A 13,621-nucleotide genomic window follows, 5' to 3' on the forward strand; every position below is an offset into this window, starting at 1 on the left:
GACCCCCGGCTGCCCGCCGGTCGCCCCATCGCCCGCCCGGCCGACGTTGCGAAAGCCACTTTCGCAACCTTCAACGTTGCGAAAGTGGCTTTCGCAACGTGCTCGGCCCGCGACGGCAGGAAGCGACCGGACACACTGGGGGCGCATGAGTAAGGACGGTTTCAACCGTCCTGGCCATTCACGAGGCGGGAGGGCCGCCCGATGAGGTCCTTCGTACCCGACCTGGTCAAGATCCTCGTCTTCGCGGTGGTGACCGTGCTGCTCACCGCGATCCTCGGCGCCACGATCGCGAACACCAACTTCGGCGAGACCTCCGGCTACACGGCCAAGTTCACCGACGCGTCCGGGCTCAAGGAGGGCGACGACGTCCGCATCGTCGGCGTGAAGGTCGGCCAGGTCGGCGAGATCGAGGTCGAAGCGGGCGAGAAGAACTTCGCCCAGGTCCATTTCGACGTCCAGACCTCGCACCGGTTGCCGGCGTCGGTCACCGCGACGATCAAGTACCGTAACCTGGTCGGCCAGCGGTATCTCTCGCTCGGCACGGACATCGGCGACGAGAAGTCGTTGCCGCGCGGCGGGGTCATCCCGCCCGAACGCACCAAACCGGCGCTCAACCTGACCGTGCTGTTCAACGGGTTCAAACCGCTCTTCCGCGCGCTGAACCCCGAGGACGTCAACAAACTCTCCTACGAGATCATCCAGGTCTTCCAGGGCGAGGGCGGCACGATCACCAGCCTGCTCGCGCACACCGCGTCGGTCACGTCGGCCATCGCGGGCAAGGACAAGATCATCGGCGAGGTCATCGCGAACCTCAACAACGTGCTCGGCACGGTCGAGAAACGCTCTCCGCAGCTGGGCGAGCTAATCGACCAAACCCAGCGGCTGGTCACCGGGCTCGCCGAGCAGCGGCAGCCGATCGGGGAGGCGGTCAAGGCGCTGGGCGACCTCACCGTCGCCACGACCGGGCTGCTCGCCGACGCGCGCCCCGCACTCAAGGACGACGTCGTCCAGCTCGGCGCGCTGTCGCAGAACCTCGGCGACTCGGAACAGCTGCTCGACCACCTCCTGCAGGTGCTGCCGGGCAACCTGCAGAAGTTCACCAGGACGCTGAGTTACGGCAGCTGGTTCAACTACTACCTGTGCGGGATCTCCGGCAGCATTGGCATCAAATCGCTCGACATCGAACTGCCGATCACGCCGCTGCCCGGCACGCAGCGACCGGAGAGGTGCGGGCCGTGAAGCCGCTCAAGGAACGCAACCAGGCCGTGGTCGGCGGCGTGACGCTCATCCTGATCGTGCTGATCACGGCGACGACGTACTTCTCGGACCGGATCCCGCTGTTCGGCAACGGGACGACCTACTCCGCGTACTTCGGTGAGTCCGCGGGGCTGTCGCCCGACAACGAGGTCCAGGTCGCCGGCGTCAAGGTCGGCCAGGTCAGTTCGGTGGAGCTGGCGGGCAAGAAGGTGCTGGTGAAGTTCCGGGTCAAGGATGTCCGGGTCGGCGACGCGACCGCCGCGTCGATCGAGATCAAGACACTGCTCGGCGAGAAATTCCTCGCGCTCACGCCGAAGGGCAAGGCGAACCAGGACCCGAACACCACCATCGGGCTCGACCGCACGCGGACGCCGTTCGAGCTGCAGGACGCGTTCCAGGAGCTGTCGAGCACGGTCGGTGAGATCGACACCGAACAGCTGGCGTCGAGTTTCACCGTCCTTTCCGACGCGCTCAAGGACAGCCCGCAGTACCTCAAGGACGCGCTGAGCGGCCTCTCTTCCTTGTCCAAGACGGTGTCCTCACGCGACGGTGACCTGAAGACGTTGCTGGCCAACACGAGCAAGGTGTCCAAGACGCTGTCCGACCGCAACGCCCAGCTGAAACGGATCCTCGACGACGGCAATCTCCTGCTCGCCGAACTGCAGAACCGGAAGGACGCGATCAGCACCTTGCTCAAGGGCACGCAACAGGTCTCCGCGCAGCTGTCCGGTCTTGTCGCCGACAACCGGCAACAGCTGAAGCCGACGCTGGAGAAACTCGGCAAGGTCACCGACATCCTGCAGCGCAACCAGGACAACCTCAGCCGCAGCCTCGCGCTGATGGCGCCGTTCGCCCGCGTCGGCGCCAACGCGACGGGCAACGGGCGCTGGTTCGAGGGCTACCTGTGCGGGCTGCTGCCGCCGACGATCATCGCGGGCGCGTTCCAGGTGAACCCGGAGGGCTGCACCCCGCCGATCGCGGCACCGAATCAGGGAGTGGGCGGACGATGAGCACTCGCACCCGCACGGTCTACGACCGGGTCGCGTTCGCCTGCGTTCTCGTGCTGCTCCTGACCGCCGGGCTGTGGCTGGTGTTCAAGGAACCGGGAGGCACACGGATCAGCGCCTACTTCGGGAAGACCGTCGGGCTCTACGCGGGTTCGTCGGTCCGGGTGCTCGGGGTGAAGGTCGGGGAGATCGCCGGGGTCACGCCGCAGGGCGAGGCGGTCCGGGTCGACATGCGGATCGACGGCGACACCCCGATCCCGGCCGACGCGGGAGCCGTCGTCGTCGCGCCGAGCCTGGTCAGCGACCGGTACGTCCAGCTGACCCCGGCCTACGAGAGCGGCCCCGAAATGGCGTCGGACACGGTGATCGCCAAGGAGAAGACGGCGACGCCCGCCGAACTCGACGATCTCTACACGAGTCTCGACAAGCTCTCGACCAGCCTGGGACCCAACGGCGCCAACAAGAACGGCGCGCTGTCCGACGTGCTCGACACCGCGGCGGCGAACCTCGACGGCAACGGCAAGAACCTCAACACCACGGTGACGCGGCTGTCCGAGCTGGCCAAAACGCTGGACAGCTCCAAAGGCGACCTGTTCACCACGGTGCAGAACCTGAACTCCTTCACCGGCGCGCTCGCCGAAAGTGACAAGCAGCTCAACGAGTTCTACCGCCGGGCCGCGGACGTCAGCGGCTTCCTCGCCGCGGATTCCGCCGACGTGGGCGCCGCGCTGAACTCCCTGGCGACGGCGATGGGCGACGTCGAGAAGTTCGTCGCGGAGAACAAGGATCTCCTCTCGTCCAATGTGGACAAACTGGCCGGGCTGACGAAGGTGCTCGTGGACCAGCGGGCCTCGCTCGCCGAGGTGATCGACATCGCGCCGACCGGGGCGACCAACTTCATCAACTCCTATGACGCCGCGTCCGGCACGATCGCGGTGCGGGACAACCTGAACGAGCTGACGCATCCGCCGATCCTGACCGTGTGCCGCCTGATCAGCGCGAGCACGCCGAAACCGATCCCGGACGCGTTGGGCGACATCTGCAAGCAGCTCGCGCCGGTCCTCGACGGCACGCTGAAACTCCCGTCGGTTCCACAGGTGCTGGCCTCGCTGCAGAGCGGCGAACTGCCACCGCTGCCGCTCCCGCTCGTCGACGTCATGACGAAGGGGCTCCGGAAATGAGGCGGCAACGGCAGAAGATCGCGGGAGTGATGGCGGGCGTCCTCGTGCTGGCCGGTTGCAGTGACGGCGGTTTTTCGGGGCTGTACAACACGCCCTTGCCGGGCGGCGCGGATCTCGGCGACCACCCGTACCGGCTCACCGCGCAGTTCTCCGACGTCCTCGACCTGGTGCCGCAGGCGAGTGTGAAGGTCAACGACGTCCCGGTCGGCCGGGTCGAGAAGATCGACCTCGCGCCGGACACGCGGTCGGCGTGGGTGAGCATGGTCGTCAACGGCGACATCGCGCTGCCCGCGAACGCGCGTGCCGAGCTGCGGCAGTCGAGCCTGCTCGGAGAGAAGTTCGTCGACCTGCACGCCCCCGAGAAGCCCGAGGGAACGCTCGCCGAGGGCGCGAAGATCCCGCTGGACCGCACGAACCGCAACCCCGAGGTCGAAGAGGTCCTCGGCGCGCTTTCCCTGTTGCTCAACGGCGGTGGCGTCGAGCAGATCCAGAAGATCAGCCACGAACTCAACGAAGCGCTCACCGGCAACGAGGCCGAGGTCCGCTCCCTGCTGTCCCAAGTGGACAAGCTCGCCACGGAACTCGACGGCCACAAGGGCGAGATCCTGCGCGCCATCGACGGCCTCGACAAGCTGTCGAAGACCCTCGTCGGCCAGACACAGAACCTCACGAACGCGCTCGACAACCTCTCGCCGGGGCTCAAGGTCGTGACCGAGCAACGGGACCAGCTGGTCGGCATGCTGCGGTCGCTGAACACGCTGTCCGGGGTCGCGACCGAGACGATCAACGCGAGCAAGGACACGCTGGTCGCGAACCTCCGCGCGTTGCAGCCGACCTTGCGGAAGCTGACCGAGGCCGGCCAGGATCTGCCGACGGCGCTGCGGATCCTGCTCACGTACCCGTTCCCGGACTACGCGGGCAACGTGATCAAGGGCGACTACGCGAACGTGGAGGCGAAGATCGACCTGAAACTGGACACGTTCCTGGAGAACATGAACAACTCGTCGCAGCCGATCATCCAGCTGCCCGGTACCCAGGGGACCGGCACACCCGGCGCCATCCCGTTCAACAACGGTGCCGCGCCACCGGTGCTGCCGCTGCCCGCCGGTGATCTCCCGCAGGCTCCGCAGGCGCCCCAAGGGGATGTGCTCGGTGGCGTCCTCGGCGGGATCCTCGGGCCGCTGCTCGGAGGTGGCCGGTGATCACGCGCAAGACCAAGATCCAGCTGGCGGTGTTCGTCGTCATCGCGGTCGTGTCGGTCGTCTACGCGGGTGGCAAGTACGCCGGGCTGGACCGGCTCTTCGGCACCCGTGGCTACCTCGTCACCGCGCAACTCGAGGACTCCGGCGGGATCTTCGTCAACGCCGAGGTCTCCTACCGCGGTGTCGCGGTCGGCAAGGTCGCGTCGATGACGCTCACCGAACACGGCATCGACCTCGGCCTCGACATCGACTCCGGCGCGCCGCGGATCCCCGCGGACACCAAGGCCGCGGTCGCGAACCGGTCGGCGGTGGGGGAGCAGTACGTCGATCTGCTGCCCATGCACGAAAACGGGCCGTACCTCGCCGAGGGATCGGTCATCAAGCGGGACAAGACCTCGATCCCGCTCGCGCCGGACACCGTACTGTCCAATTTGGACAAACTGGTGTCGAGTGTGAAACCGGAATCGTTGAAGACCGTCGTCGACGAGACCTACGAGGCCTTCGCGAACGCGGGCCCGGATCTGCGGCAGCTGCTGGACAGCACCGGTTCCCTCACCGCGACCGCGACCCAGTACCTGCCCGACACCCAGGGCCTGCTCGCCAACTCGCGGACGGTGCTGGACACCCAGCGGCGGCAGGCGGACAACATCAGCCAGTTCTCCAGCGGGCTCAAGACGATCGCCGCGCAGCTGAAGACCTCCGACCCGGACCTGCGGCGCGTGATCGACGAGGCACCGAAGCTGAGCCGCCAGATCAGCGACGTGCTCGCGGTCTCCGGGACCGACCTCGGCGTGCTGTTCGCGAACACGCTCACGACCGCCCAGATCACCTCCGCCCGCACCGACGCGATCGAGGAACTGCTCGTCGCGTACCCGATCATCTCGGCCTTCTCGCGTTCGACGTCGCCGGACGGCACCGGTCACCTGGGCGTGGTGTTCAACTTCTTCGACCCCGTCTCGTGCACGAAGGGCTACGAAGGCACGAAACAGCGTCCCGCCAACGACACCACCGAGGCGCCGGTGAACACCCAGGCGTACTGCGCCGAGCCGCCGGGAAGCCCCACCGGCGTGCGAGGCTCGCAGAACGCCCCGTACGCCGGGAAACCGCCGACGGTCCCGGAGCGGCCGAAGCAGACCCCGCAGGCGGCGGAATCCGCCCAGCTGCCGGGTGTGCTGAGCCTGCTCACCGGATCGGCCCCCGGCGGACTCGGCGCGTTGCTGGGCGGCAAGTAGTGGTCACCCGTGCCCTCGCCGTCGCCGCCGCGCTGGCGGTCCTCGCGGCCGCCTGGTTCGGCTGGTCGTGGTGGAGCGCCGCACGGGACGACGGCCTGGCGCGGGGCCGGGAACGCGAAGCCGTCCTGACCGCCGCGTCCGGCCAGCTCGAAGTGCTCAACACGATCGACTACCGCAGCGGCGCCCAGGACGTCGACCGCTGGCTCGGCGTCACCACAGGACGCCTCGGCAAGGACCTCACGGGCGACCGGCAGATCCAGATCGACCGGGCGAACGCGAGCAAGACCGTCGCCACCGCCGAGCTCAAGCAGGCCGCGGTCACCGAACTCGACGCCGTCGCCGGGACGGCGCGGCTGATGGCCGTGCTGGACGTGCGGGTCAGCACCGGCGGCGGCTCGGCCGCGCCCAAGGTGAGCAGGCTGACCGTGGACTACCAGCGCGTCGCGGACGGCTGGAAGGTCAGCGCGGTACAGGCGGCCGGATCATGACCGGGCGCGTCCCGCGGATCCTGATCGCGATCATCGCGCTGGCGACCGGCTGCGCGGTGTGGTTCGGTCTCGAGGCGTCTTCGCTGGGCTCGGACGGCAACGCGGCGCTGGTGGACCAGGCCGCCACGGCCGAGGTCGCGGACCAGGTCGGCGCCGGGGTGAAGGCCGTCTTCTCCTACGACTACAGCAACCTCGCGCGAACCGAGCGGGCCGCGGGCGAGGTGCTGACCGGCGAGGCGACCGGCCAGTACCGGGACCAGTTCGCGTCGGCGCGCAAACGGGCGGAGGACCAGAAGCTCGTGCGGACGACGACGGTCCGGTCGCTCGGTGTCCGGTCCCTGCGCGGCGACCAGGCCGAGGTGCTGCTGTTCCTCGACCAGCAGACGATGACCACCGGTGGCGGCGCCCCGCAGTCGACGGTCTCGCAGCTTTCGGTCACCGCGCAGCGCGTCGACGGCCGGTGGAGGATCTCCCAGCTGACTCCGCTGTGATCACGAGACGCGTTTCATGTCCGCCCCGGTGATCGCGCCGCCGGAAACGGTGTAGGAACCGGAAAAAGTACGCAGCGATCCATCGGTCTGGCGAGCCGAAAGATGGACGTCCACCCTGTTCCCGCTCACGCCCGTCACGGTGAGATCTGCCCAGGAAGTCGTCGCGAATCCCTTGACGTAGGAGGCATAAGCGCCGCCTTTCGCCAGTCGTCGCCCGCCGAGGTTCCACGCGGTGAGGAAATCACGCCGGTTGAGCGCCTCGTAGTACGCGATCACCGTTCGCGCCACCGGAACCGCCGGCGCGGGATGCACCGTCCGCGTCTCGGGCGGTGCGACATAAACCGTCTGCGGCGGGGCCGCGACCGCCGGTGGCTGGAGCACGATCGTGGTCGGCGGAGCGACCACCGCGACGGCCGGAGTCGCCGTTCCCTGATGGGGTACCGCGCACGCGGCCAGCGCGCCCGCGGCCATCAGTGTCACCGCCGCCCAGTTCTTCGATCCCATTTTTCTCCCCTTTCCTCGTGATACCGAGAATGCGGGAAAAAACGGTCGTTCCAATAGGGGATTCGGACTCGTTACGAATGCTGAAAACCCGCCGGAACCGTTATCGGATCTTGTACGCGCCGGTCCAGGGCCACCCTCGTCTCACACCGGAACGCGCCCGGGTTTAGCGTTAGGCATGACCACTGCACCTGTCGATGTCGAGAGCGCCCGCCGCGACTACGCGGCCCTCGTCGACCGTGGCCTCTCCCTGGACATCACCCGCGGCAAGCCGTCCCCCCGCCAGCTGGACCTCGCCGACGGGCTGCTCGCCCTCCCCGGAGACGTGCGCAAGGCCGAAGACGGCACGGACGTCCGCAACTACGGCGGCCTCAAGGGCTTGCCCGAGCTTCGCCGCATCTTCGCCGGGCCGCTGCAGGTCCCGGCCGAGCAGCTGCTGGCCGCGGGTAACTCCAGCCTGGAGCTCATGCACGACTCGATCGTGCAGGCCTTCCTCAGCAAGCTCCCGGGCGCCGAGCGCCGCTGGGCCGACGAGCCGAGCGTCAAATTCCTATGCCCCGTGCCGGGCTACGACCGGCACTTCGCGCTGGCCGAACGCTTCGGGATCGAGCTGATCCAGGTGCCGCTCACCGAGACCGGCCCGGACATGGCGGTCGTCGAGCGCCTCGTCGCCGAGGACGCCGCGGTCAAGGGCATCTGGTGCGTGCCGAAGTACAGCAACCCGACCGGCGTCACCTACAGCGACGACACCGTGCGCCGGCTGGCGACGATGACCACGGCGGCCCCGGATTTCCGGATCTTCTGGGACAACGCCTACGCCGTGCACCACCTCACCGACGAAGAGGCGCGGTTGGCCGACCTGCTCGCGCTGGCCACCGAGGCGGGCAATGCCGACCGCGTGTTCGTGTTCGGCTCCACCTCGAAGGTCACCTACGCGGGTGGCGGCGTCGGCTTCTTCGGCGCCTCCGAAGCGAACCTGGCCTGGTGGACCGGCCTCATCGGCAAGCGGACCATCGGCCCGGACAAGGTCAACCAGCTCCGCCACGCGCAGTTCCTGCGCGACGAGGACGGCGTCCGCGAGCACATGCGCAAGCACGCCGAGCTCATCGGGCCGAAGTTCGCGGCCGTCGACGAGATCCTGACCAAGGAACTCGGCGAATCGGGCCTCGCGTCCTGGACCAAGCCGACCGGCGGGTACTTCATCTCGCTGACCGTGCCGTCCGGGACCGCCAAGGAGGTCGTGCGGCTGGCCAAGGAGGCGGGAATCGCCCTGACCCCGGCCGGCGCGACCCACCCGTACGGCGACGACCCCGAAGACGCCGTCATCCGCATCGCGCCGACCTACCCTGAGCTGGCCGAAGTGGAAGAGGCCATCCGCGGTCTCGCCGTCTGCGTTCGCCTTGCCGCGGCGACGAAGAAATAAGTTCGAGATCTTTTCCAATCCGGGTCACGGGTGGTTCCGAACGTCCGAGTGGGTGGGTGTGCACCGCAAAGACGAGAGGAACCACTCGTGTTCGGAAAGCCCTTCGTTCGTACCCTCATCTCGCGCAGCGCCGAGAACCGCACGGATCGCCGCCGGTTCCTGAAGGCCGCGGGCGCGGCGGGGCTCGGTGTGGTCGGCGCGACCTACCTCGGGGTACAGGCCACTTCGTCCGCGTCGGCGACGGGTGAGGCCGCTGCCGCCGCCGAAGGTCCCAGCGACGCCGCCGTACTCAACTTCGCGCTCAACCTGGAGTACCTCGAAGCCGAATTCTACTCCTTCGCCGTCCACGGCCGCGGGCTGCCGGACGACCTCACCGGCGGCGTGGGCGCCCAGGGTGGCGTCGCCGGCGGCAAGAAGGTGAAGTTCCACGACAAGACGCTGCACCAGTTCGCGAAGGAGATCGCGGGCGACGAGGTCGCGCACGTCAAGTTCCTGCGCGGCGCGCTGGGCGAGGCCGCGGTGTCGCGGCCCGAGATCGACCTCGAGGACAGCTTCACCGCCGCCGCTCGCGCGGCCGGGCTGATCAGCGAATACCAGCGGTTCGATCCGTTCGCCAACGAGAAGAACTTCCTGCTGGCGGCGTTCCTGTTCGAGGACGTCGGCGTCACGGCCTACAAGGGCGCCGCACCGCTGATCACCAACAAGACATTCCTGGACGCGGCCGCGGGCATCCTGGCCGCCGAGGCCTACCACGCCGCCACCATCCGGACCTCGATGTTCGACCGGGGCCTCGGGGACGCGGCGGCCAAGATCTCCAACGCCCGCGACGCCCTCGACGGTCCCGGCGACGGCGACCAGGGCATCCTGCTCGGCAACCAGGCCAACATCGTGCCGGCCGACGACAACGGCATTTGCTTCGGCCGCGGCGCCGACCGGGTGCTGAACGTCGTCTACCTGAACGCCGGTGCGGTGAAGGAGGGCGGGTTCTTCCCCAAGGGGGTCAACGGCGACCTCGTCGCCAGCGGCGGCGCGTGACCTTCTCTGTCGTGTCGCCGTTTCCCGGTACGGTCGGGTGACGGCGACACGACAGGGGGTCAGCGGTGAAGGCTGTGATCATCGGCGGCGGCGTCTCGGGCACGGTGACCGCGATGGCGTTGCGGCGGGCCGGGATCGAAGCGAGCGTCCACGAGGCGTACCCGTCCGGCGGCGAGGACGCGGGTGCGTTCCTGACGATCATGCACAACGGCATGGACGCCCTGCGCGCGATCGGCGCCGAGGCACCGGTGATCGACAATTCCTTCGGCGCGGTGGGCCTGGAACTCGTGACCCCGGACGGGCGGACCGTCGAACGGCGTTCCTTCGCCATCGACGGTCTCGCCGGGCCGCGCACGATGACGCGGGCGTCGCTTTATCGCGCGCTGCAGGAGGAGGCGATCTCGCGCGGGATCACCTTCGAGCGCGGGAAACGGCTGGTTTCCGCCTCGCCGGGGATCGCGCGGTTCGAGGATGGTTCCGTGGCCGAAGGCGACATCCTGATCGGCGCCGACGGGCTGCGCTCGGTGGTCCGGACGATCATCGACCCGGACTGCCCGCCTCCGCGCTCGACGGGGCTCGACGTCGTCTACGGCTACACGACCGACACGAGCATCCCGCAGGCCCCGTCCCTCTATCGGATGGTTCAGAGCCTGCACGCCTTTTTCGGTTACACCAGCACGCCCGACGGCGCGACGTACTGGTTCGCGCGGCTTCCCACGGCCGAAGGCGTCCGCGTCGGTCTTTCGGCGGCTGAGTGGCGCTCGGCCGCTTTCGCCGCTTTCGACGGGGAACCGTTGCCTGCCGCGGAAATCATCCAGTCCACCGGAGACGACGTCTTCGGCGGGCACTCCTACGACGTGCCCTCGACGCCGGTGTGGTTCAACGCCACGATGGTCCTCGTGGGCGACGCGGCGCACGCGGCCTCGCCCGCCGCGGGACAGGGCGCGTCGATGGCATTGGAGGACAGTGTCGTCCTGGCGCAGTGTCTGCGGGATCTTCCCGACGCGCCAACGGCTTTCGCGGCCTACGAGCGGCTGCGGCGGGCGCGGGTGGAGGAGCTGGTGGCCGGCAGCGCGGCGGTGTCGTCGGGGACGACGCCCGACCGGGACCGGAACTGGCTGTACCGGCACCACATCGAGTGGGACGCGAAGATCGGCTGAAGGACGCCCTTGGGGAGCACGACACTACTGTCCACAATGGACGCTCTCCGGGCCCGCCCGGCGTCGCGAAAGCCACTTTCGCAACCTTCAACGTTGCGAAAGTGGCTTTCGCAACGCTCGCGAGGTTCCCCAACGCCACCGACCCAACGCGCGTGAAGGCCCCTTCACTCGGCTCAGCCGAGGGAAGGGGGCCTTCGCACGCGAAAAGCTACTTCTTGTACAGGGCTTCGATGTCGGTCGCGTAGTTCTTGTTCACGATGTTGCGCTTCAGCTTCAGGCTCGGCGTGATCTCCCCGCCCGCCTCGGTGAAGTCCTTCGACAGGATCGTGAACTTCTTGATCGCCTCGGCCTGCGACACCGCGCTGTTGGCCTGATCGACGGCCGTCTGGATCTCGGCGCGCAGCTCGGCGTCGCCTGCCAGGTCGGACACCGTGGCGTCGGCGGGCTTGCCGTGCTGCGACTTCCACGACGGGAAGTACTCCTCGTCGATGGTGATCAGCGCGCCGATGAACGGCCGCTGGTCGCCGACGACCATCGCCTGGCTGACCAGCGGGCTGGACTTGATGGTGTCCTCGAGCCCGGACGGGGCGACGTTCTTGCCGCCCGCGGTCACGATGATCTCCTTCTTGCGCCCGGTGATCTTGAGGAACCCGTCCCTGTCCAGCTCGCCGAGGTCGCCGGTGTGGAACCAGCCGTCCTCGAGCGCTTCGGCGGTCGCTTCGGCGTTGTTGAAGTAACCGCTGAAGACGACGTCGCCCTTCAGCAGGATCTCGCCGTCGTCGGCGATCCGCACCGAGGTACCGGCGACCGGGCGGCCCACGGTGCCGACGCGGAACCCGTCCTGGGTGCCGACGCAGGCGGCCGCGGACGTCTCGGTCAGGCCGTAGCCCTCGAACACCGGGACACCGATGCCGCGGAAGAAGTGCGCGAGCCGCACGCCGAGCGGGGCACCGCCGGACACCGCGGCCACGCACCGGCCGCCGAGGGCCGCGCGCAGCTTGCTGAACACCAGCTTGTCGAACAGCGCGTGCTTGATCTTGAGGCCGAGCCCGGCTCCGCCGGTGTCCTGGGCCTGGCTGTACGCGACGGCGGTGGCTTCGGCGGCGTCGAAGATCTTGCCCTTGCCGTCACCGTGCGCCTTCTGCTTCGCGCCGTTGTAGACCTTCTCGAACACCCGCGGCACGGCGACGACGAACGTCGGCCGGAAGGTGCCGAGGTCGGCGACGAGGTCCTTGACGTCCGAGGTGTGCCCGAGGGTCACCCGCGCGCTGAGCGCGGTCACCGCGATGGCGCGGGCGAGGACGTGCGCGAGCGGCAGGAACACCAGCAGCGAGTTGCCCTGCTCCATCAGCTGCGGGAACGCGGCGATGTCGGCGCGGATCTCGGCGAGGAGGTTCCGGTGGGTCAGCTCGACGCCCTTGGGGCGGCCGGTCGTGCCCGAGGTGTACACGATCGTGGCGAGGTCGCCGGCCTTCACCGTGCGGCGCCGCTCGTGCAGGTCGTCGTCGCTGAGCCCGGCACCCTGCTCGGTGAGCTGGTCGACGGCGCCCGCCTCGATCTGCCAGGTGTGCTCGAGCGTGTCGAGGCGGCCCTTGACGGATTCGAGCGTCGCGACGTGTTCGTCGGTCTCGACGAACACGGCCTTCGCGGCCGAGTCCGAGAGGATCCAGTGGACCTGCTCGGCCGAGGAGGTGTCGTAGATCGGGACGGTGACCGCTCCGGCGGCCCAGATCGCGAAGTCGATCAGGGTCCATTCGTAGCGGGTCTTGGACATGAGCCCGATCCGGTCGCCCGGAGCGATACCCGCCTGTGCCATTCCCTTGGCCACGGCCAGAACCTGGGCGGCGAAGTCTTTGGCGGTGATGTCCAACCAGGTACCGTCGACCTGGCGGCGGAAACTCACGACATCGGAGAACCGCTCCGCGTTCGCCCAGACGACGTCGGCGAGATTCTCGTCGTCGGTCACCGGATTGGCGGCGGGGGCGCTGTATTCGCGCACGAGGAACCTCCGTGTTCGCGTGCAAGTGGTGTGACCGGTGTTACCCGCCAGTCAACTTAGCGTGCCGTGCACCTTAAGACCATGCTGACGAATCGGCCATACCCAGGGCATGACATTCTGCCGCTGTGAACCAGGCGCCGCCAGCTCTCGACATCGTCGACGAGACCTTCCTCGTGGTCCCGCCCTCCACCGTGGCCGCCGCCTTCGCCGATCCGCGATCTTGGTCACGTTACTGGCCGGACCTCGTCCTGGAGGTCTACACCGACCGCGGCGACCAAGGACTGCGCTGGACCGTGCGCGGTGCCTTGATCGGTACCATGGAGGTCTGGCTCGAGCCGGTGCTCGACGGCACTCTGCTGCACTACTTCCTGCGTGCCACTCCCGCCGGTCCGGACGGGGCGCCGCGCGCGCTCCAGGCCCGTGACCTGCGGCGGGAGTTCGACCGCAGGGCCCGTGCCGCCAAGGTGATCGCGCTCGGGCTCAAGGAGATCCTTGAGGACGGGCGTGAGCCCGGGGTCGGTCCCCGGGCCGGGTAGGGGAGAGGCGGAGCTGCGGATGTGTCGCGATGTGGTGACCACGCACGACCGTGGGCCCGCCCCGGCCGAAGGCCTCGCTATCCCGGCGGGAAAGCACGAAGTGAGGGAG

Annotated in this window: 13 protein-coding genes; 11 read left to right on the plus strand and 2 right to left on the minus strand. The window is 68.5% G+C overall.

Going from position 1 to position 13,621, the window contains the following annotated elements; all coding sequences use genetic code 11:
• The first annotated feature begins 201 nt into the window (after positions 1-201).
• The 7 genes from ACLJQ7_RS39795 to ACLJQ7_RS39825 are packed head-to-tail and all read left to right on the plus strand — an operon-like array spanning position 202 to position 6,858.
• A complete protein-coding gene (locus ACLJQ7_RS39795) occupies positions 202-1,239 on the plus strand; it encodes an MCE family protein (protein ID WP_410653365.1) in 1,038 nt (345 codons plus the stop codon).
• On the plus strand, positions 1,236-2,267 hold the full coding sequence (locus tag ACLJQ7_RS39800; protein ID WP_410653366.1) for an MCE family protein: 1,032 nt from the start codon (positions 1,236-1,238) through the stop codon (positions 2,265-2,267). The genes ACLJQ7_RS39795 and ACLJQ7_RS39800 overlap by 4 nt, the downstream gene beginning before the upstream one ends.
• Positions 2,264-3,445, plus strand: coding sequence for an MCE family protein (locus ACLJQ7_RS39805; RefSeq protein WP_410653367.1), 1,182 nt, complete (start codon positions 2,264-2,266; stop codon positions 3,443-3,445). Before ACLJQ7_RS39800 ends, ACLJQ7_RS39805 begins: the two co-directional genes overlap by 4 nt.
• On the plus strand, positions 3,442-4,647 hold the full coding sequence (locus ACLJQ7_RS39810; protein WP_410653368.1) for an MCE family protein: 1,206 nt from the start codon (positions 3,442-3,444) through the stop codon (positions 4,645-4,647). The genes ACLJQ7_RS39805 and ACLJQ7_RS39810 overlap by 4 nt, the downstream gene beginning before the upstream one ends.
• Positions 4,644-5,879, plus strand: coding sequence for an MCE family protein (locus tag ACLJQ7_RS39815; RefSeq protein ID WP_410653369.1), 1,236 nt, complete (start codon positions 4,644-4,646; stop codon positions 5,877-5,879). The genes ACLJQ7_RS39810 and ACLJQ7_RS39815 overlap by 4 nt, the downstream gene beginning before the upstream one ends.
• Positions 5,879-6,367: a hypothetical protein gene (locus ACLJQ7_RS39820; protein WP_410653370.1), complete on the plus strand. Its 489-nt coding sequence runs from the start codon at positions 5,879-5,881 to the stop codon at positions 6,365-6,367. The genes ACLJQ7_RS39815 and ACLJQ7_RS39820 overlap by 1 nt, the downstream gene beginning before the upstream one ends.
• Positions 6,364-6,858, plus strand: a complete 495-nt coding sequence (locus ACLJQ7_RS39825) for a hypothetical protein (RefSeq protein ID WP_410653371.1) — start codon at positions 6,364-6,366, stop codon at positions 6,856-6,858. Before ACLJQ7_RS39820 ends, ACLJQ7_RS39825 begins: the two co-directional genes overlap by 4 nt.
• On the opposite strand, the gene ACLJQ7_RS39830 is transcribed toward ACLJQ7_RS39825, so the two are convergent.
• A complete protein-coding gene (locus ACLJQ7_RS39830) occupies positions 6,859-7,362 on the minus strand; it encodes a hypothetical protein (protein ID WP_410653372.1) in 504 nt (167 codons plus the stop codon).
• 175 nt (positions 7,363-7,537) lie between these two features.
• Here ACLJQ7_RS39830 and ACLJQ7_RS39835 point away from each other — a divergent pair, with 175 nt between their 5' ends.
• The 3 genes from ACLJQ7_RS39835 (at position 7,538) to ACLJQ7_RS39845 (ending at position 10,977) form a co-directional block, all read left to right on the plus strand.
• Positions 7,538-8,782, plus strand: coding sequence for an aminotransferase class I/II-fold pyridoxal phosphate-dependent enzyme (locus tag ACLJQ7_RS39835; RefSeq protein ID WP_410653373.1), 1,245 nt, complete (start codon positions 7,538-7,540; stop codon positions 8,780-8,782).
• Positions 8,783-8,869: 87 nt separating this feature from the next.
• Positions 8,870-9,817 carry a ferritin-like domain-containing protein gene (locus ACLJQ7_RS39840; protein WP_410653374.1) on the plus strand — a complete coding sequence of 316 codons (948 nt, stop codon included), beginning with the start codon at positions 8,870-8,872 and terminating at the stop codon, positions 9,815-9,817.
• 65 nt (positions 9,818-9,882) lie between these two features.
• Positions 9,883-10,977, plus strand: a complete 1,095-nt coding sequence (locus ACLJQ7_RS39845; RefSeq protein ID WP_410653375.1) for an FAD-dependent oxidoreductase — start codon at positions 9,883-9,885, stop codon at positions 10,975-10,977.
• 208 nt (positions 10,978-11,185) lie between these two features.
• Here the strand turns inward: ACLJQ7_RS39845 and ACLJQ7_RS39850 are convergent, their stop codons facing one another.
• Entirely contained in the window at positions 11,186-12,976 is a 1,791-nt protein-coding gene (locus ACLJQ7_RS39850) for an AMP-dependent synthetase/ligase (protein WP_410653376.1), read from the minus strand.
• A 125-nt stretch (positions 12,977-13,101) separates the two neighbouring features.
• Between ACLJQ7_RS39850 and ACLJQ7_RS39855 the strand changes: the two genes are divergently transcribed.
• Complete coding sequence (locus ACLJQ7_RS39855) at positions 13,102-13,512, plus strand: polyketide cyclase / dehydrase and lipid transport (RefSeq protein WP_410653377.1); 411 nt, start codon at positions 13,102-13,104, stop codon at positions 13,510-13,512.
• Positions 13,513-13,621 lie beyond the last annotated feature (109 nt).

The organism is Amycolatopsis sp. cmx-4-54, from assembly GCF_046548895.1.
Taxonomy (GTDB): domain Bacteria; phylum Actinomycetota; class Actinomycetes; order Mycobacteriales; family Pseudonocardiaceae; genus Amycolatopsis.

Bases quoted from the DNA above. Each gene is read 5' to 3' on its own strand.
- ACLJQ7_RS39835 (WP_410653373.1), top strand. From the start codon at position 7,538: ATGACCACTGCACCTGTCGATGTCGAGAGCGCCCGCCGCGACTACGCG.
- ACLJQ7_RS39805 (WP_410653367.1), top strand. From the start codon at position 2,264: ATGAGCACTCGCACCCGCACGGTCTACGACCGGGTCGCGTTCGCCTGC.
- ACLJQ7_RS39830 (WP_410653372.1), bottom strand. From the start codon at position 7,362: ATGGGATCGAAGAACTGGGCGGCGGTGACACTGATGGCCGCGGGCGCG.
- ACLJQ7_RS39795 (WP_410653365.1), top strand. From the start codon at position 202: ATGAGGTCCTTCGTACCCGACCTGGTCAAGATCCTCGTCTTCGCGGTG.
- ACLJQ7_RS39810 (WP_410653368.1), top strand. From the start codon at position 3,442: ATGAGGCGGCAACGGCAGAAGATCGCGGGAGTGATGGCGGGCGTCCTC.
- ACLJQ7_RS39825 (WP_410653371.1), top strand. From the start codon at position 6,364: ATGACCGGGCGCGTCCCGCGGATCCTGATCGCGATCATCGCGCTGGCG.